Here is a 19897-nt window from a genome sequence, read left to right on the forward strand (position 1 = left end):
CGATCAGATTCCTTGTTCGCTGAGCCACAGGTTCAGCGCCGCCAATTGCCACAGCTTGGAGCCGCGCAGCGGGGTCAACTGCCCTTGCGGATCGGTCAGCAGGCGGTCAAGCATGGCCGGGTTGAACAAGCCGCGATCCTGACTTGGATCGAGCAGCAGTTCGCGTACCCAATTCAGCGTGTCGCCCTGCAAATGCTTGAGGCCGGGCACCGGGAAGTAACCTTTTTTACGGTCGATCACTTCGCTCGGGATGACCAGTCGCGCGGCTTCCTTCAGCACTTGTTTCCCGCCGTCCGGCAGTTTGAATTTGCCCGGCACACGCGCCGACAATTCAACCAGTCGATAGTCGAGAAACGGCGTGCGTGCTTCCAGGCCCCAGGCCATGGTCATGTTGTCGACACGTTTGACCGGGTCGTCGACCAGCATGATCGTGCTGTCCAGACGCAACGCTTTGTCCACCGCCGCATCGGCGCCGGGCTGGGCGAAGTGTTCCTTGACGAAGTCGCCTGCAGCGTCATTCGCGGTCAGCCATTTCGGCTGCACGGTGGCGGCGTAGTCTTCGTAGCTGCGGTCGAAAAACGCATCGCGGTACGCCGCGTAGGGGTCGGCCGCGCCATCGACTTGCGGGTACCAGTGATAACCGGCGAACAGTTCGTCGGCGCCCTGGCCGCTCTGCACCACTTTGCAATGTTTGGCCACTTCGCGGGACAGCAGATAGAAGGCGATGCAGTCATGGCTGACCATCGGCTCGCTCATCGCGCGGAACGCTGCCGGCAGTTGTTCGATGATTTCTTTTTCGTCGATGCGCAATTGGTGATGCTGGGTGCCGTAATGCTTGGCGATCAGGTCCGAATACTGGAATTCGTCGCCGCGCTCGCCGCCGGCATCCTGGAAACCGATGGAAAACGTCGAGAGATTTTCCACGCCGACTTCACGCAACAGACCGACCAACATGCTCGAATCGACGCCGCCGGACAGCAACACGCCGACATCGACGGCCGCACGTTGACGAATCGCCACCGCGTCGCGGGTGCTGTCGAGAACACGGTCACGCCAGTCTTCGAGCGTCAGGTTCATCTCGTCGGCGTGAGGGCCGTAGGGCAGGGTCCACCAGGTTTTCTGTTCGGTAGTGCCATCAGCTTCAATGCGCATCCAGGTCGCTGGCGGCAGTTTTTCGATGCCGGCGATCAAGGTGCGTGGCGCCGGGACCACCGCGTGAAAATTCAGGTAATGGTTGAGGGCCACCGGGTCGAGCATCGGGCTGATATCGCCACCCTTCAGCAACGCTGGCAGTGCCGAGGCGAAACGCAGGCGCTGGCCGGTGCGCGACAGGTACAGCGGCTTCACGCCGAGACGGTCGCGGGCAATGAACAGGCGCTTGGCGTCGCGTTCCCAAATGGCGAACGCAAACATGCCGTTGAGCTTGGGCAGCATCGCCTCGCCCCAGGCGTGGTACCCCTTGAGCAGCACTTCGGTGTCGCCGCCGGAGTAGAAGGCATAACCGAGCGCTTCAAGTTCGGCGCGCAGTTCCGGGAAGTTATAAATCGCGCCGTTAAAGGCCAGGGACAAGCCCAGTTGGCTGTCGATCATCGGCTGCGCCGAGCCGTCCGACAGGTCCATGATTTTCAGGCGACGATGGCCCAGGGCAATCGGCCCTTGGCTGTGAAAGCCCCATGCGTCAGGGCCGCGCGGGGCCAGATGATGGGTGATGCGTTCAACGGCTGCAAGGTCCGCAGGTTGATGATCAAAGCGTAACTCGCCAGCTAATCCACACATAAAGTCCTTACCGGTTTTTCCGTTGGGGAGGGTCGTCAATTCCGCGTCAAAACAGCGGGTACTCAGAAACTGACCCGGCGGATTCGCGGGAGTTTTAGATCGATCGGTTATAAGTAACGGAACTGGGGTGTTGCGCGCGGCATGCATAACTGCGCAGGCAAGGTGCGGTACATAGATATAGAACGCATGGGAATAACTGCTCGAAGCAGTACCGAACCTGTCCGGTATTTGCGTTTTTGTTCCTGGCGCAGAGCCGCTAGGTTATGGGTTCACGACTCGCAATAAGGATATTGCCGATGCTGACCTCAGACACCCCGCCGCCGGTGCACCAAGCGCCCAATCAACTTGCCACGCTCACCGTTTTACTCGATGACACCGGTGATCTGGACATCGCCGAGACCCTGACCAAAGGCATCCCCACCTGGCTGCTCACGGCGTCGTCGCCAGTGCTCGCTGGATTGGAGGCACAAGCCCGCGAGTTGCTGGCGTATCAGCAGAAATTCGAAGCGCTGATGCTCAATCTGCAACCGCTGGACAGCTTTTGCGCGACGCATTTGGCGGCGGCACTGAACAAAAGGTGGCCGGTGATATTCGACGTTCGCAGTGATGCCTTGGTGCTTCCGGGATTTGACTGTGGCTGTGAAGGCACGCCCACCGGAGTGGGCGGCGAGGTGCTGATCCCTTCGGTCCGGCACAGCCTGCTGCAAGCGGCGATGCAGAATTTCACCGCTGATGAAACGGTCATGGATGGCTTCCCGGTCGGCAGCACCCTGGATGTCGCTTCGTCGCCGCAGGGCTTGCCGAATTTCACCCCGCAGACCTTTGCCACGCTGTGCCGAGAACTCGATCTGGGCAAGCGCTATCAGGAACACATCAACGAGGTGTTCAATCTGTCGACGACCCCGGTCGGGTTAGTCAACGACCTCAAATGGCTGAAGATCACCAAACTCAGGGTCGATGCCTACCTGGCGTTGATGAAGCAGCACATTACCGAGGCCGCCTGTAAAACCCTGCTGGCGCTCGGCACCAACAGCGGCACCAGTGCGGTGGAGGGCATCCAGATAATCACCCATGGCGACGAGCCGCTGATCATTCAGGGCATGGAGCTGTTCGCCGAGTGCGTATGGGGCGTCGTGGTGTTTTCCAAACGGTCGGTGGAAACCTACCCGGACGAGTGGTGCATCGTTTACATGCCCAATGAACCCGGCCGGCCGTTCTATGAATACAACACCTTTGCCGAATTCAAGGTCTATCTGGGCCTCAAGCTGAAGGTGCGAGGCTACAAGACCTACTTCGCCCAGGGCATCCAGGAAGACAGCAAACTCGAGTTTTTCAAAGCGGCAGCACAGTCGAGCGATCTGGCGACGTTCAAGGCGTTGCCCATTCATGTGCCGTTATCGCAGTTCCTGATTCAGAGCACGTTGGGCAAGATGCAGATCGATGCGCGGGAATTGGCCGTGCCAACGGCGGATGTCGATCAGGAAGTGCGCGAGAAACGCCTGCAGAACTTCCTTGAGATGGGCTTGACGGTGCTCAATATCGCAGCGTTTTTTGTCCCGGTGCTGGGCCAGTTGATGATCGGCGTAACCGTCGGCCAATTGCTCGGCGAAGTGTATGACGGCGTTGAGGATTGGGAGAATGGCGACAAGCAGCAAGCGCTATCGCACCTGCTGAGCATCACCGAAAACATTGCGCTGACGGGCGCTCTTGCCGCTGGCGGTAAAGTCGCTGGCGCACTTATCAAGAAAACCGTGCGTGAGCACCCGGAGTTTTTCAGCCAGTTCGAATCGATGACCAACAGCGCGCAACAACCGCGTCTGTGGAAGTCCGACCTGCGCCCCTACAAGCGCCCGTTGAGCCTGCTGCGAGGGGCAACCGCCGATGTGCAGGGGGTTTATCAGGTCGCGGGCGAACCTTACATTCGCATCGATAACAGCGCCTATCGGATTCGGTACGACGCCGCTATCAAACAATGGCGAGTGCGCCACCCGCTGCGTGCCAACGCGTTTTCGCCGACCCTGCAATACAACGGCGAGCGCGGCTGGCGGTTGTCCTTCGAACAGCCGGATCAATGGCGAGAAGGCAGCTATGCGCTCAAACGTCTCGATTCGCGTCTGGCGGCGCTGCAAAACTCGCGGGTGGAAGAGATTCGCAACGTCACTGGGACTTCCATTTCCGACCTGCACTACCTCAACGACGAAGGCCTGGTATTGAATGCCCGGTTGAAAGACACCATTGAACGTTTTCATCTGGACCAGCGCATAAGTAGCTGTATTGCGGCGCTGGAGAACGGTGATCCGCACACTGCGATCCATGTGCCGGAACATCTGAATGCTTTGCCAGCGATGCCCGGCTGGCCGAGCGGCCGCTATATCAAAGTGCTGGGGAGCGAGCAGGAAGTCACCGCGGTTTACCCAAAGGGCTCGCTTGGCACGGATGAAGATTTGGCCATTGAAGTCACCGAACTGGATCTGGCGCAAGGGCACTTGTTCGAGACGGTCGTGGCCAGCTTGCCTCAGCGCGAGGTTGACGGCTTGATCGGCGCCAACGCCAGCGCCGAGAAGCAAACGGATGCATTGGCGAAACAACTCGCCAGCGCGTTGAAGCAGGATCGCTTGCCGCTGTTCAATCGGCTGTATGAGCTGCAGAACGTCAGCGCTGGAAGTGACGTGGAACTGGTCCGAAAATCGTTCGCCCAACTTCCGGTCGAGATAACGCAGGAAGTGCTTGATCAGGCCAGCAGCGTCGAGCGTCTGCGTCTTCGCGCCACCCGGCGGGTGCCCATGGGCATCGCCGAAAACGCCCGCAATGCGCTGGCAGATGTGCGATTGGACAGGGCCATCAGCGGTGTTTATCTGCCGCAAATCGCCAGTAATGATTCGGCCAGACTGGCGCTTGCGTTACTAGGGCGCTTGAGCGGCTGGGACCGCGAACTGTTACTGGAAATACGCGAAGGCACGCTTACCGGCGAAGTCGTGCAAGGTGTGGGTCATCCCAACAGCGCTGCGAAAGTCACCCTGGTCAAATCGGCGTCCGGCTATCAGGCTTTTGGCAGCGATGCGAAGCCACTGGCGGCCGCCAACAAAGGCCCGGATGCCTTGTATCAAACCATCGTCGAAGCCCTCGATCCTGCGCAACGTGAGGCAATCGGGTTGGGCATTCCATTGGCGGAACAAGCCAAGGTGTTGCGCGGCAAGTTGCTGTCCCAGGCGTTGAACGACCGCCCGACAGCTTCGCGTCTATTGGCGGGAGAACCACTGGCGGAGGCTGCGGCGCCGCTGTCGTGTGTTCAAGCGCATCCGTCGGCACTGGCATCGAGCTATCCGCGGGCGTTGATGCGTAAAGTCAAAAAGCTTTATCCGCTGATGACCGACGCCCAGGTCAAAACGCTGCTCGACAGCCTGGGCACCGATCACCTGACGCGGTCCATTGCGATCAAGCAGCGCCAGGGCCAACTGGAGACGCTGCGTGGGTTACTCAAGACCTGGCGCAACGATGACGCCGAGATGCGCAAGTTGCCCGGCGCCCTCAATGAGTACCGGCAAAGCCGTCGACAAGTGGCCGATGCGATCGAGAACAGTTGGCGCCAGTTGTCGCTGCTGCGCGACGAGCGTGGCCGTGGCGTTCCCGGGCTGAGTCTGGACGGTATGCGCGTCGGCCAACTGCCGACGTTGCCGACGGAGATTGATTTCGGGCATGTGCAACGTCTGTCACTCAGAGCCATGGAGCAGGGCGACGAGATCGGCCAATTCCTCAAGTCGTTCAAATCGCTTGAATCATTGGAGCTGGACGCCAACAAAATAACCAGGCTGCCTGACGAGTTGGCGCTGATGCCGAAACTGGTACGCGTGAGCCTGGCCAACAACCGCTTGAGTTTGTCCGAAGCGACATTGGCCAAACTGGCAGCAATGCGCTCGCTCGAAGCGCTGAATTTGAGCAAGAACCGCCTCGGCGCTACACCCGATGTCAGCAACATGTTCGATTTGCGCGTGCTGGGGTTGCGCGAAACCGGCGCGACAGAACTGCCCAAAGGCCTGATCCGATTGCCCAATCTAAGCTTTGTCGACTTGCGCGAGAACAACATCAAAACGCTGCCCGACTGGCTGTTCGAGGTCCCCACGCGTTTCAGCAAAACCATCAACCTGAGAACCAACACGCTGGACGACGCCAGCCGCCTCAAGCTGCGGACCTATTGCGATAACACCGGGGTCGGCATGGGTTACTTCGATGATGATATCGGGCGCATGACCGAGCGCGGCGCCAAGGCTCTGTGGCTGCCCGATGAAACCGTCGTCACTTACACCCGGCGCGGCGAGATCTGGAATGCATTCAGGGATGATCCGCAGTCCGAAGGGCTGTTCCAGTTGCTCGCCGAACTGGGCAATACCGCCGACAGTGAACATGTTCGAGAGGACATGAATCGCCGGGTCTGGTCAGTGCTGGAGGCGGCATACGGCGACGCGGTGCTGCGCGATCAAGTGCTCAATCAGGCGGCCAACCCGATCAATTGCACGGACACGGCGGCCATCAACTTCAGCAATCTGGAGGTGGCAGTTGAGGTGGACAAAGTCGTGCGCCAGTCCGCCAACGCCGCTACATCGGCTGAACCCTTGTTGAAGCTGGGGCGCATATTGTTTCGAATGGAGCAGTTGGACGCGATTGCCCAGGAACATAAGGTCAGCCATCCAACCATGGACCCGCTGGAGATCAACCTCGCTTACCGGACCGGGCTGGCGGACGCGCTGCAGTTGCCGGGTCAGCCCCGATACATGCGTTATGCCGCGCTGGGCAACGTCAAGTCTGCGGATCTTGCGGCGGCAAAAACCCGGATCATCGCCGCTGAGCTTTCGCCCGCGTTGCGCACCTCTCTGGCCAGGCAATATTTTTGGGCGGACTACTTGAAGGCGCATTCCCCCAAAGATTTCTCGGCGCTCAATGCACCGTTCCAGACGCGCTTGAGTGCGGTTTTCGAGAAAGCCTCGAGTCTGAAGGGTGCTGACTATCTCAGCCAGATCGAGACGATCAATCAGGAGCGCGCATTCGCGGAGACGACGCTCATGCACCGCTTGACCGACGAAGCGATAAAACGCGTCGAACTGGGTCTGTGCGCCATCGCCGAGCCGTAAATCAACTGTCGCCAATCAGCTCCCGCGAATCAACCGGCGCAGGGCAAAACGATTCGGGTGACAGGCTTCGGCGACGGCGCGCGGCAGCGGCAACGGTTCGTTGTCCAGCCACGCCGCGAGCAATTCGCCGGACAGCGGCGCGGTGATCAGACCGCGTGAGCCATGACCGCTGTTGACGTACAAACCGTCGAGCCATGGGCACGGGACGTCGGGCACTTGCCGGGCGTCCTTGCTCAGTGCGGCGTAAGCCTGGTTGAACGCTTGACCGTCCGCCAATGGCCCGACAATCGGCAGGTAGTCGGGACTGGTGCAACGAAACGCCGCGCGACCTCGCAGTTGCTCGGCGTCGAGTTCGCCTGCGTGCAGTCGGCTGACCAGATCGCTGGAGATTTCTTCGAGCAATTGCAGATTGCCGAGGTGTTCGGCGGTGGTCGGGGTCAGGTCATCGCTGGTGAAATCGAAACTGGCGCCGAGGGTATGTTCGCCAAGACGCGCCGGCGCTACGTAACCTTCGGCGCAGACCACCGTGGCCAGGCTCTGGCTCTCGGCGGTTTGCGCCAGCCGGGTGATCTGCCCGCGAATGCGTTTGAGCGGCAGGTCGGCGCTTTGCTCGAATCGCTTGATTTCGGCGGCACCGGCCAACACCACGGTCGGTGCGCTGGCGAGCAAGGTGTCGCCGTCCCACGCCTGCCACTGGTCATCGACTTTGCGTAAGGCCAGCACCTCGTTATGGGGCAGCACGTGGACATTCGGTTGCGCCGCTTGCCACTGGCACAACGCCGGCGGATGCACCCAGCCACCTTCGGGATAGAACAAGCCACCGTGGGCCAATGCGATTCCGGCCCGTGCTGCGGCTTGCGGCTGATCGAGCAGGTGCAGCAAATCGGCAGGAAACGCCGCCGCCAGTTGCGCCTGACGCTCGGCTTCCTTGGCATTGAACGCCAGTTGCAACACCCCGCAACCGTCCCAATCGACGCCGCGATGCAGATGCTCAAGCACCCGACGGGTATGGCCGAAACCGCTGACGATCAGTTGCGACAGCGCGGTGCCGTGCGCCGACAGTTTCAGGTACAGCACGCCTTGCGGATTGCCTGAAGCTTCTTGCGCAATTGCGGCATGGCGCTCCAGCAAACTTACCTGCCAACCCCGCGCCGCAAGGCTGGCCGCCGTCGCGCAACCTGCCAGGCCGGCGCCGATCACCAATGCGCGACGCTCGCTGTTGCGCAGAGGAGGGCGGGCGAACCACGGTTTCGCCGCGAGCGGTACGGCGACTTCGGCTGGCCAACCGAGAAACACTCCACGCAGGATTTCCCATTTATGGCCGATGCCCGGCGTGCGCTTCATCTTGAACCCGGCCGCGTTGAGCAAGCGTCGGACCCAACCGGTGCTGGTGAAGGTGCTGATGGTCGAATCGGGCGCGGCCAGGCGCGCCAGTTCGGCAAACAGCTCGGCGGTCCACATGTCGGGATTTTTCGCCGGGGCAAAACCGTCGAGAAACCACGCGTCAACTTGCCCATCGAGTTGCGGCAACATCTCCAGCGCATCGCCGATCAACAGCGTCAGGGTCACGCGGCCGTTGTCCAGCACCAGCCGTTGAAAGCCTTGATGGATCGCCACGTATTGCGCCAACAATTGATCGGCGAACGATTTCAGTTGCGGCCATAACGCCAGTGCCCGTTGCAGGTCCGCAGCGGTCAGCGGGTACTTTTCCACGCTGACAAAATGCAGCCGCGCGCCAGCCACGGCGTGCTGGTCAAACAATTGCCAGGCACACAGGAAATTCAGCCCGGTGCCGAAGCCGGTTTCGCCAATCACCAGACGCCCGTCGGCGGGCAACGCGGCGAAACGTTCCTGCAAACGGTTCTGTTCGATGAACACATAGCGAGTTTCTTCCAGACCTGACAGGTCGGAAAAATACACATCATCGAACACCCGCGAATACGGGCGTCCCTGGTCGTCCCAGTCGAGCTGGGCGTTGGGCAATTGAGGATTCATGACAGGCTCGGCAACGACAAGGCCGGCATTCTAGCCGATCAGCGCGGCTGTGCTTGATCCATGGCAAGTGCCGGAGACACTGCTTCAGGGAAAATCTGCCGCCAGACCATTGTGGCAAGGGCGCTGTGGCAAAAGAGCTTCCTCTGGCAAAGGTGCTTTTGTGGCAATGGAGCTTTTGTGGCAGTGGAGCTTCTATGGCAATGGAGCTTTTGTAGCAATGGAGCTTCCTCTGGCAAGGGTGCTTTTGTAGCAATGGAGCTTTTGTGGCGAGGGGGCTTGCCCCCGTTGGGTCGCGCAGCGGCCCCAATCCAGACAACCTGTTTTCCCAGATAGACCGCGTGCGTCGTTTTTACGACTGCTGCGCAGCCGAACGGGGGCAAGCCCCCTCGCCACAACATCCCGACAGCCACAACTGCCTGGCAGCCACAACAGCCCGGCAGCCCGGCAGCCACAATCAAACCTGCAATCCCGGCACAACCACAGCAGTAATGCGCACACCACATGGAATTTCTCCGCTGATCATCAGCCCAATCCGCTAGTCTTGCTCATTCCCGGAACGGAGCCGCTCATGTTCGAATCTGCCGAAATCGGTCACGCCATCGACAAAGAAACCTACGAAGCCGAATTGCCGGCCCTGCGCGAAGCCTTGCTTGAGGCGCAGTTCGAACTGCTGCAGCAGCAACGCTTCCCGGTGATCATCCTGATCAATGGCATCGAGGGCGCCGGCAAGGGCGAAACGGTCAAACTACTCAACGAATGGATGGACCCGCGCCTGATCGAAGTCCGCACGTTCGACCAGCAAACCGACGAAGAACTGGCGCGGCCACCGGCCTGGCGTTATTGGCGCATGCTGCCGGCCAAGGGCCGCATGGGGATTTTCTTCGGCAACTGGTACAGCCAGATGCTCCAGGGCCGAGTCCATGGTTTGTTCAAGAACGCGGTGCTCGACCAGGCGATCAACCAGTCCGAGCGTTTCGAGAAAATGCTCTGCGACGAAGGCGCGTTGATCTTCAAGTTCTGGTTCCACCTCTCGAAAAAACAAATGAAGGCGCGGCTCAAAGCCCTCGCCGACGACCCGCTGCACAGTTGGCGCATTAGCCCGCTGGACTGGCAGCAGTCGCAGACCTACGACAAATTCGTCAAATACGGCGAGCGCGTATTGCGCCGCACCAGTCGCGACTACGCGCCGTGGCATGTGATCGAAGGGGTTGATGCCAATTACCGCAGCCTGGTGGTCGGGCAGATTCTGCTCGAAGGCCTGCAAAACGCGCTCAAACGGGCCAAGATTCACCCGGAAAAGGTCAACGCGGCGCCGTTACCGATTCATGTCGATCAACTGAATCTGCTCGACAGCCTCGACATGACCCTGCGTCTGGACAAGGACGATTACGAAGAACAGCTGATTACCGAACAGGCGCGCTTCTCCGGGCTGATGCGCGACAAGCGCATGCGCCAGCACGCGCTGATCGCGGTGTTTGAAGGCAATGATGCGGCGGGCAAGGGCGGGGCGATTCGGCGAGTCGCGGCGGCGCTCGATCCGCGCCAATACAGCATCGTGCCGATTGCCGCGCCCACTGAAGAAGAACGCGCGCAACCGTACCTGTGGCGTTTCTGGCGCCATATTCCGGCCAAGGGCAAATTCACCGTGTTCGACCGTTCGTGGTACGGCCGGGTGCTGGTCGAGCGCGTCGAAGGCTTCTGCCCGCCGGCGGACTGGCTGCGCGCCTACAGCGAGATCAACGATTTTGAAGAGCAGATCGGCGATTCCAATGTGATCGTGGTCAAGTTCTGGCTGGCCATCGACAAGCAAACCCAGCTTGAGCGTTTCCAGGCGCGCGAAGAAATCCCCTTCAAGCGCTTCAAGATCACCGAAGACGACTGGCGCAACCGCGACAAATGGGACGCCTATCGCGCGGCTGTCGGCGACATGGTCGATCGTACCAGTACCGAAGTCTCGCCATGGACTCTGGTTGAAGCCAATGACAAACGCTGGGCGCGGGTCAAAGTGTTGCGCACGATCAACCAGGCGCTGGAAGGCGCGTTCGACAAGGCTGATAAAAAGCGCAAGAAGCACAAGAAGTAGGTCGATGGTTGCGCATACGCGGGGTGAATGATTGTCGCGGTGGGTCATGCGGTGGACTTATGCTCGGTCCACTTTCAACCGACAACAACAATTCAACACAATGAGGTATGCCATGCGTGAAGTGGTGATCGTCGACAGCGTGCGGACCGGCCTGGCCAAATCCTTTCGCGGCAAGTTCAACCAGACCCGTCCGGACGACATGGCGGCCCATTGCGTCAATGCGCTGCTCACGCGCAACGACATCGACCCTGCGAGCGTCGAGGATTGCATCGTCGGCGCCGGCTCCAACGAAGGCGCGCAGGGCTACAACATTGGCCGTAACGTCGCGGTGCTGTCGCGTCTGGGCATCGGCACCGCCGGCATGACCCTCAACCGTTTCTGCTCCTCGGGCCTGCAAGCCATCGCGATTGCTGCGAACCAGATTGCCTCCGGTTGCAGCGACATCATCGTTGCCGGCGGCGTCGAGTCGATCAGCCTGACGATGAAAAGCGTCAACACCGACAACCTGATCAACCCGTTGCTGCAAGAGCAGGTGCCGGGCATTTATTTCCCGATGGGCCAGACCGCCGAAATCGTCGCCCGGCGTTACAACGTCAGCCGCGAAGAGCAAGATTTGTATGCGCTGCAGAGCCAGCAGCGAACCGCGCAGGCGCAGGCCGACGGCTTGTTTGACGATGAAATCGTCCCGATGGCGGTCAAGTATCGGGTCGAAGACAAGGCGACTGGCCAGGTGCAGATCCTCGACGGCATTGTTGATCGCGACGACTGCAACCGCCCGGACACCACGCTGCAAAGCCTCGCCGGCCTGAAACCGGTGTTCGCCGAAGACGGTTCGGTGACGGCGGGCAACTCGTCGCAATTGTCCGACGGCGCCTCGATGACGCTGGTGATGAGCCTGGAGAAAGCCCTGGAATTGGGCTTGAAACCGAAAGCGTTCTTCCGCGGTTTCACCGTCGCCGGTTGCGCGCCGGACGAGATGGGCATCGGCCCGGTGTTCTCGGTGCCAAAACTGCTGAAGGCCAAAGGCTTGCAGGTGGCTGATATCGACTTGTGGGAACTCAACGAAGCGTTTGCGTCGCAATGCCTGTACAGCCGCAATCGCCTGGAAATCGACAACGCCAAATACAACGTCAACGGTGGCTCGATTTCCATCGGCCACCCGTTCGGCATGACCGGATCGCGGCAAGTCGGGCACTTGGTGCGTGAACTGCAACGGCGCAATCTGCGTTATGGCGTGGTGACCATGTGCGTGGGCGGCGGGATGGGGGCTACGGGGTTGTTTGAGGTGGTTCGCTAAACCGCGAGTTTTGCACTGCGCGTTGTGGCGAGGGGGCTTGCCCCCGTTGGACTGCGCAGCAGTCTCTCTTTTTTGGGGGAGCTTCGCGCCTCAACGGGGGCAAGCCCCCTCGCCACAGGTTTATCTGTTTTGACTCTGAAGCTGCATCCGCTCGATATAAGCCTGAATCCCTTTCGCCGCCACTTCAGCATTCTCGAACGGCCCTTCAAGGGTGTTTTCCCGAGTGCTGAAATACAACTCCCCGTTCACCCGACACAAGCGGTCGCTGCGAAAGTGCGTGGCGGGGGCGTTGTCCTGGGCGCGCATGCCGTACATGGCCATCTCCTGTGGGCTTGTGTTGTGGGCGGATCCAATCAGCTTAGGTCTGAAGGCTTTGTGCCGCCCGACGACCTGATCGACGGCATCTGACCTTGCGACCTGCACAGTTTCATTTGCGTCAGCGCGTAACTGTCCCTGTGTTGCGCCCGAGGCTGCGCCTAGAATGGCGTCTCTTGCTAATGGGCGTCGGGGGCAGCATGCACATTTCATCGGGTCGCTGGGTTTATGGATTGTTCCTCGCGTTACTGACAGCGTTGCTGTGGGGCATTTTGCCGATCAAGCTCAAACAAGTGCTGCAAGTGATGGACCCGGTGACGGTGACCTGGTTTCGTTTAACTGTTTCTGGCGGTTGCCTGTTCGTATACCTCGCCGCCACCAGGCGTTTGCCGAGCCGCAAAGTGCTCGGCCCCAAGGGTGGCTGGCTGGTGCTGATGGCGGTGCTCGGGCTGGTCGGCAATTACGTGTTGTACCTGATGGGCCTCAACCTGCTGAGCCCCGGCACGGCGCAACTGGTGGTGCAAATGGGCCCGATCATGTTGCTGATCGCCAGCCTGTTCGTGTTCAAGGAGCGTTTCAGCGTAGGGCAGGGGATCGGCCTGCTGGTGCTGCTGATCGGTTTCGGGTTGTTCTTCAATCAGCGTCTCGCAGAATTGCTCACCTCCCTGACCGATTACACCGCTGGCGTGTTGCTGGTTTTGCTCGCGTCCACGGTTTGGACCTTCTACGCGTTGGGGCAGAAACAATTGCTGACGGTGTGGAATTCGTTGCAGGTCATGATGGTGATTTACCTGTTCTGCGCGCTGCTGCTGACGCCGTGGGTACACCCGCTCGAAGCGCTGAGCCTGAGCCCGTTGCAGGGTTGGTTGCTGCTGGCGTGCTGCATGAACACCTTGATCGCCTATGGCGCATTCGCCGAAGCGCTGGCGCATTGGGAGGCGTCGCGGGTCAGTGCGACGTTGGCGATTACGCCGTTGGTGACGTTTGTCGCGGTGGCCATCGCGGCGTGGGCCTGGCCGGAATACGTGCATGCCGAGACCATCAATGGCCTGGGATATGGCGGGGCAGTGTTGGTGGTGCTCGGTTCGGCGCTGGTCGCGCTGGGGCCTTCATTGATTGCGGGGCTCAAGGCTCGGAAAGCCCGAGTTGTGGTCGGCTGAAGATTTTCAGTGTCGCCAATCGCGAGCAAGCTCGCTCCCACATTTGGACGCATTCTCCTGAGAGTTCGCGGTCACCTGTGGGAGCGAGCTTGCTCGCGATGGCGGCGTGACAGTCACCGCAAATCTCAGCCCTTGGCGCCCGCTTCGAGCATATTCTCCGGCCGCACCCACGCATCAAACTGCTCGTCAGTCAGATAACCCAACTGCAACGCCGCTTCACGCAAGGTCAGACCTTCGCTGTAAGCCTTCTTGGCGATTTCCGCCGACTTGTCATAGCCGATGTGCGGATTCAACGCCGTCACCAGCATCAAACCCTGCTCCAGATGCTCAGCCATTTTCCCGGCATCCGGTTCCAGACCGGCGATGCAATGTTGCTGGAAGTTGCTGCAACCATCGGCCAGCAGCCGAATCGACTGCAGCAGGTTGTGGATGATCACCGGTTTGAACACGTTCAATTGCAGATGACCCTGACTCGCGGCAAAACCGATTGTCACGTCATTGCCCAGCACCTGACACGCCAGCATCGACAGCGCTTCGCACTGCGTCGGGTTGACCTTGCCGGGCATGATCGAACTGCCCGGCTCATTCGCCGGCAGTTTCACCTCGGCAAAACCGGCGCGCGGCCCGGAACCGAGCAGACGCAAGTCGTTGGCAATTTTCATCAGGGTCACGGCGAGGGTTTTCAGCGCGCCGGACAACGTCGTCAGCGGCTCGTGGCCGGCGAGGGCGGCGAACTTGTTCGGCGCGGTCACGAATGGCAGGCCCGACAACGCGGCCAGTTCGGCAGCAATAGCCTCGCCAAAACCGTGCGGCGAATTCAGCCCGGTGCCGACTGCGGTGCCACCCTGAGCCAATTCACAGACTTGCGGCAAGGCGCTGCGGATCGCCCGTTCGGCGTAATCCAGTTGCGCAATAAATGCCGAAATCTCCTGGCCGAAGGTGATCGGCGTCGCGTCCATCATGTGCGTGCGCCCGGTCTTCACCAGTTTCATGTGGCGCGCCGACAGCTCGGCGAGGCCACCGGACAATTCGCTGATCGCCGGCAGCAAGCTGTGCTGCACCGCTTGCACGGTGGCGATGTGCATTGCGGTCGGGAAACAGTCGTTGGAGCTTTGCGAACGGTTGACGTGGTCGTTCGGATGCACCGGCGACTTGCCGCCACGCGGATTGCCAGCCAGTTCGTTGGCACGACCGGCGATCACTTCGTTGACGTTCATGTTGCTTTGCGTGCCGCTGCCGGTCTGCCAGACCACGAGCGGGAATTGGTCGTCGTGGCTGCCGTCGAGCACTTCGTCGGCGGCTTGTTCGATCAGCCGGGCGATGTCGGCGGGCAGGTCGCCATTGCGGTCGTTGACGCGCGCGGCGGCTTTCTTGATCAGGGCCAGGGCGTGCAGCACCGGCAGGGGCATGCGTTCCTCACCGATGGCGAAGTTGACCAGCGAACGTTGAGTCTGTGCGCCCCAGTAGGCCTCCTCGGGGACGTCAACTTCACCAAGGCTGTCGGTTTCGATACGGCTCATCGGTCACACTCCTGTAGGTCTGATTGCGCAGTTTAGGCCGTGTTCGGCGCTTGTGGTTCCATCAGTCTGTTTTCTGACCGCTGGGCCTTACAAATCAAGCCCTGTAAGGCTCGGGGGTTGAGCCATGGCGTTTTTTAGGCGCAGAATGGTCGCCCTTGGGGTTTTACCTCGCCTGCTAGAAAAGGAAACTCGATGACTCGTCTTCGTGCCATCTGTACCGCGGTTGCACTGGTTTGCGCCAGCGGCCAGGTTTTTGCCGATACCGCCAGCCACAACGCCAGTGCCGAAGCTTTCCTGACCCTGGCGCACGCTGACAAATTGGGCACTCCGGTGTACATGCAAGTGCAGCAAATGTTCGCTCAGCGCTTTGAGCAGACCAAAGCCCCGGCGTCGAAAAAAGCCCTGCTGGAAACCTATCAGGCCAAGGCCAACGCCGCTCTTGACCAAGCCATTGGCTGGAACAAGCTGAAGCCGGACATGGTCAAGCTGTACACCACCAACTTCAGCGAGTCCGAGCTCAAGGATCTGGTTGCTTTCTACCAGTCGCCACTGGGCAAGAAAGTCCTCGAAAAAATGCCGCAGCTGACTCAGCAATCGGCGCAGATGACCCAGGCCAAGCTTGAAAGCGCGGTCCCTGTGGTCAACAAACTGCTGGCCGACATGACTGCCGAGCTGGAGCCTAAAGGCGCCGCCGCTCCAGCCAAGAAAAAGCCTTAAGCGGAGTTCGGTATGACCATGCAACAACGCATCGAATCGACGCTCGGGCTGCTGCAGCCCGAGCACCTGCAAGTGCTCGATGAAAGCCACATGCACAGTCGCGGGTTGCAGACGCACTTCAAAGCGGTGGTCGTCAGCCAGCAGTTCGAAGGCCTCAATCGCGTCAAGCGGCACCAGAAAGTCTATGGAACGCTGGGCGAACTGATGGGCGAATTTCATGCGTTGGCGCTGCATACCTACACGCCGGAAGAATGGGCACAGATCGAAACGGCCCCGGCCTCACCGACCTGTGCCGGCGGCAGCAAACACTGATGACCTGCCCTTTGTAGGAGCGAGGCTTGCCCGCGAAGGCGTCCTCAAGATCGCCTTCGCGGGCAAGCCTCGCTCCTACAGAAGCGTTTATTTTTGTTAGACTGCCCAACGCGCCGCTTACCCGGCGCGTTTTTTTTCGCATCCGGTTCACCCCTTACGAGGGTAGCCACCTGGAGAATCACCCATGACACAACAGATTGTCGTGGCGGCACTGTATAAGTTCGTCACTTTGGAAAACTACGTCGAGATGCGCGAGCCATTGCTGCAAGCGATGGTCGACAACGGCATCAAAGGCACCTTGCTGATCGCCGAAGAAGGCATCAACGGCACCGTTTCCGGCAGCCGCGAAGGCATTGACGGGCTGATGGCCTGGCTCAAGAACGACCCACGCATGGACGACATTGACCACAAAGAGTCGTACTGCGAAGACCAGCCGTTCTACCGCACCAAAGTCAAACTTAAGAAAGAAATCGTCACCCTCGGCGTCGAAGGCGTGGACCCGAACAAAGCCGTCGGCACCTATGTCGATCCGCAAAACTGGAACGCCTTGATCAGCGATCCGGAAGTCCTGTTGATCGACACCCGCAACGACTACGAAGTGGCGATCGGCACCTTCGAAGGCGCCATCGATCCGAAAACCACCAGTTTTCGCGAATTCCCCGACTACATCAAAGAACACTTCGACCCGGCCGTGCACAAGAAAGTCGCGATGTTCTGCACCGGCGGCATTCGTTGCGAAAAGGCTTCGAGCTACATGCTCAGCCAGGGTTTCGACGAGGTTTATCACCTCAAGGGCGGCATCCTCAAGTACCTCGAAGAAGTGCCGCAGGAAGAAACCAAATGGCAGGGCGACTGCTTTGTGTTCGACAACCGCGTGACCGTGCGCCATGACCTGAGCGAAGGCGACTACGATCAATGTCATGCCTGTCGTACGCCGATCAGCGCCGAAGACCGCGCATCCGAGCACTATGTGGCTGGCATCAGTTGCCCGCATTGCTGGGATAAGCTGAGCGAGAAAACACGTCGCAGCGCCATCGACCGGCAGAAGCAGATCGAACTGGCCAAGGCACGCAACCTGCCGCACCCGATCGGTTACAACTACAAGCAAACCCCTTCCGAGGCTTGAATCCATGTCTGCCCGCCGCCTGCTCTACGTGATGGACCCGATGTGTTCATGGTGCTGGGGCTTCGCGCCGGTGGCCGAAGCGCTGGTCGAACAGGCGCAGGCAGCAGGGGTGGAATTGCACTTGGTGGTCGGCGGTTTGCGCACCGGCAGCGGCTCGGCGCTGGAGCCGACCACTCGGCGCTACATTCTTGAGCACTGGCAAGCGGTCACCGAGGCCACAGGCCAGCCGTTCAAACGCGAGGGCGCATTGCCCGACGGATTTGTCTACGACACCGAACCGGCGTGCCGCGCCGTGGTGACTGCGCGCAGTCTGGCGCCCGATTGCGCGTGGAAACTGCTGGGGCTGATCCAGCACGCTTTTTACGCCGAAGGTCGCGACGTCACCCACGCCAGTGTGCTGGTGGAATTGGCCGAACAGGCTGGCGTACCGCGCATCGAATTCGCCGCCGCGTTCGACCGCGCCGACCAACACGCCGCCACCGCCGCCGATTTCACCTGGGTGCAGGACTTGGGCATCGCCGGTTTCCCGACCTTGCTCGCCGAGCGCGATGGCCAACTGGCGTTGCTGACCAACGGCTATCAACCCTTGAGCGAACTGTCGCCGCTGCTCGGCCGCTGGCTGGAGCGCGCCGCCTGTGCCTGATGTGCCTAATGGCTTGCCCGATGATGCGCTGGCGCCCAAGCATGTCGATCGACTGAGCTGGGCGGAAATTCGCCGACTGGCCTTGCAGCACAAAAAAGCCTTGTGGATCGCCAACGGTGTCGCCGTGCTGGCGACTTTGTGCAGCGTGCCGATCCCGCTGCTACTGCCGTTGCTGGTAGACGAGGTGCTGCTCGGTCACGGTGATTCGGCGCTGAAAGTCATGAACCACGCCTTGCCCGACGCCTGGCAGAAAGCCGCCGGTTACATCGGTTTGATGTTGCTGGTGACCTTCGTCCTGCGCTGCGGCGCGTTGCTGTTCAACGTGGTGCAGGCAAAACTGTTTGCCGGGCTGGCCAAGGACATCGTCTACCGCATCCGCGTGCGCCTGATCGAGCGACTAAAGCGAATTTCCCTCGGCGAATACGAAAGCCTCGGCAGCGGCACGGTGACCACGCACCTGGTTACCGACCTCGACACGTTGGACAAATTTGTCGGCGAAACCCTCAGTCGTTTCCTCGTGGCGATGCTGACGCTGGTCGGCACCGCGAGCATTCTGATGTGGATGCACTGGAAACTGGCGCTGCTGATCATGCTGTTCAACCCGTTGGTGATCTACGCCACGGTGCAGTTGGGCAAACGCGTCAAACACCTGAAGAAACTCGAGAACGACAGCACTTCGCGTTTCACCCAGGCCCTCACCGAAACCCTCGATTCGATTCAGGAAGTGCGCGCCGGCAACCGTCAGGGGTTTTTCCTCGGGCGCCTCGGCCAGCGTGCCCGCGAAGTGCGCGATTACGCGGTGACCTCGCAGTGGAAAACCGACGCGTCGAACCGCGCCAGTGGCCTGCTGTTCCAGTTCGGCATCGATATCTTTCGCGCGGCAGCGATGCTCACCGTGCTGTTTTCCGACCTGTCGATCGGCCAGATGCTCGCGGTGTTCAGCTATCTGTGGTTCATGATCGGCCCGGTCGAGCAGTTGCTGAATCTGCAATACGCGTTTTATGCCGCTGGCGGCGCGCTGTCGCGGATCAACGAACTGCTCGCGCGTGCCGATGAGCCGCAATACCCCGGCGGCATTGACCCGTTTCAGGGGCGCGAAACCGTCGGCATCGACATTCAGGGTTTGAGTTTCAGCTATGGCGACGATTTGGTTCTAGACCAGATGCACCTGAGCATTGCGCCCGGTGAAAAAGTCGCAATTGTCGGCGCCAGTGGCGGCGGCAAAAGTACCTTGGTGCAATTGCTCCTGGGCTTGTACACGCCGCTGGCCGGGACCATTCGTTTCGGCGGTTCGACCCAGGAAGAAATCGGTTTGGCCACGGTGCGCGAGAACGTCGCCGTGGTGTTGCAGCATCCGGCGCTGTTCAACGACACCGTGCGCGCCAACCTGACCATGGGCCGCGAACGCAGCGATGAAGCCTGCTGGCAAGCACTGGAAATCGCCCAGTTGGACGCCACCGTGCGCGCCTTGCCGCAAGGGCTGGACAGTGTCGTCGGCCGTTCCGGGGTGCGCTTGTCCGGTGGTCAGCGCCAACGGCTGGCGATTGCGCGGATGGTGTTGGCCCAGCCGAAAGTGGTGATTCTCGACGAAGCCACGTCCGCGCTGGACGCCGCCACCGAGTACAACCTGCATGAAGCGTTGGCGCGTTTTCTCCATGGCCGCACCACGTTGATCATTGCCCATCGCTTGTCGGCGGTTAAGCAGGCGGACCGGGTACTAGTGTTCGACGGCGGGCGCGTGGCCGAGGACGGCGATCACCAGCAATTGATCGCCGACGGTGGTTTGTACGCCAAGCTTTACGGGCATTTGCAGCGCCAGTAGGTCGA

General features: G+C 60.3%; 13 protein-coding genes. 9 read left to right on the top strand and 4 right to left on the bottom strand.

Annotated elements, in window-relative coordinates; all coding sequences use genetic code 11:
* Window positions 1-3 precede the first annotated feature (3 nt).
* On the bottom strand, window positions 4-1776 hold the full coding sequence (locus BLU01_RS21750) for an N-acetylglutaminylglutamine amidotransferase (protein ID WP_092279360.1): 1773 nt from the start codon (window positions 1774-1776) through the stop codon (window positions 4-6).
* 296 nt (window positions 1777-2072) lie between these two features.
* On the opposite strand from BLU01_RS21750, the gene BLU01_RS21755 reads away from it, so the two are divergent.
* On the top strand, window positions 2073-6902 hold the full coding sequence (locus BLU01_RS21755; RefSeq protein WP_157720180.1) for an NEL-type E3 ubiquitin ligase domain-containing protein: 4830 nt from the start codon (window positions 2073-2075) through the stop codon (window positions 6900-6902).
* A 15-nt stretch (window positions 6903-6917) separates the two neighbouring features.
* Here BLU01_RS21755 and mnmC read toward each other — a convergent pair whose 3' ends face one another.
* Complete coding sequence (gene mnmC / locus BLU01_RS21760) at window positions 6918-8897, bottom strand: bifunctional tRNA (5-methylaminomethyl-2-thiouridine)(34)-methyltransferase MnmD/FAD-dependent 5-carboxymethylaminomethyl-2-thiouridine(34) oxidoreductase MnmC (protein WP_092279364.1); 1980 nt, start codon at window positions 8895-8897, stop codon at window positions 6918-6920.
* 568 nt (window positions 8898-9465) lie between these two features.
* Here mnmC and pap point away from each other — a divergent pair.
* Window positions 9466-10980: a polyphosphate:AMP phosphotransferase gene (pap, locus tag BLU01_RS21765; protein WP_092279366.1), complete on the top strand. Its 1515-nt coding sequence runs from the start codon at window positions 9466-9468 to the stop codon at window positions 10978-10980.
* Between the two features lie 112 nt (window positions 10981-11092).
* Complete coding sequence (locus BLU01_RS21770; RefSeq protein WP_092279368.1) at window positions 11093-12277, top strand: thiolase family protein; 1185 nt, start codon at window positions 11093-11095, stop codon at window positions 12275-12277.
* 120 nt (window positions 12278-12397) lie between these two features.
* On the opposite strand, the gene BLU01_RS21775 is transcribed toward BLU01_RS21770, so the two are convergent.
* Window positions 12398-12592, bottom strand: a complete 195-nt coding sequence (locus BLU01_RS21775; RefSeq protein WP_092279370.1) for a DUF6316 family protein — start codon at window positions 12590-12592, stop codon at window positions 12398-12400.
* Between the two features lie 200 nt (window positions 12593-12792).
* Between BLU01_RS21775 and BLU01_RS21780 the strand changes: the two genes are divergently transcribed.
* Window positions 12793-13752 carry a DMT family transporter gene (locus BLU01_RS21780; RefSeq protein WP_092281690.1) on the top strand — a complete coding sequence of 320 codons (960 nt, stop codon included), beginning with the start codon at window positions 12793-12795 and terminating at the stop codon, window positions 13750-13752.
* 125 nt (window positions 13753-13877) lie between these two features.
* Here the strand turns inward: BLU01_RS21780 and BLU01_RS21785 are convergent, their stop codons facing one another.
* Entirely contained in the window at window positions 13878-15272 is a 1395-nt protein-coding gene (locus BLU01_RS21785; RefSeq protein WP_092279373.1) for a class II fumarate hydratase, read from the bottom strand.
* A gap of 192 nt (window positions 15273-15464) precedes the next feature.
* Between BLU01_RS21785 and BLU01_RS21790 the strand changes: the two genes are divergently transcribed.
* From BLU01_RS21790 to BLU01_RS21810, 5 genes are all read left to right on the top strand, one after another.
* Window positions 15465-15989, top strand: a complete 525-nt coding sequence (locus BLU01_RS21790) for a DUF2059 domain-containing protein (protein ID WP_092279375.1) — start codon at window positions 15465-15467, stop codon at window positions 15987-15989.
* Window positions 15990-16001: 12 nt separating this feature from the next.
* The gene (locus tag BLU01_RS21795) at window positions 16002-16301 is read left to right on the top strand and encodes a BolA family protein (RefSeq protein WP_092279377.1); all 300 of its coding nucleotides are present in this window, start codon (window positions 16002-16004) and stop codon (window positions 16299-16301) included.
* 184 nt (window positions 16302-16485) lie between these two features.
* Window positions 16486-17427, top strand: a complete 942-nt coding sequence (trhO, locus tag BLU01_RS21800) for an oxygen-dependent tRNA uridine(34) hydroxylase TrhO (RefSeq protein ID WP_092279379.1) — start codon at window positions 16486-16488, stop codon at window positions 17425-17427.
* Between the two features lie 40 nt (window positions 17428-17467).
* On the top strand, window positions 17468-18070 hold the full coding sequence (locus BLU01_RS21805) for a DsbA family protein (protein ID WP_178076591.1): 603 nt from the start codon (window positions 17468-17470) through the stop codon (window positions 18068-18070).
* A gap of 28 nt (window positions 18071-18098) precedes the next feature.
* Entirely contained in the window at window positions 18099-19892 is a 1794-nt protein-coding gene (locus BLU01_RS21810; protein WP_167370481.1) for an ABC transporter ATP-binding protein, read from the top strand.
* Window positions 19893-19897 lie beyond the last annotated feature (5 nt).

Source organism: Pseudomonas prosekii, assembly GCF_900105155.1.
GTDB lineage: Bacteria > Pseudomonadota > Gammaproteobacteria > Pseudomonadales > Pseudomonadaceae > Aquipseudomonas > Aquipseudomonas prosekii.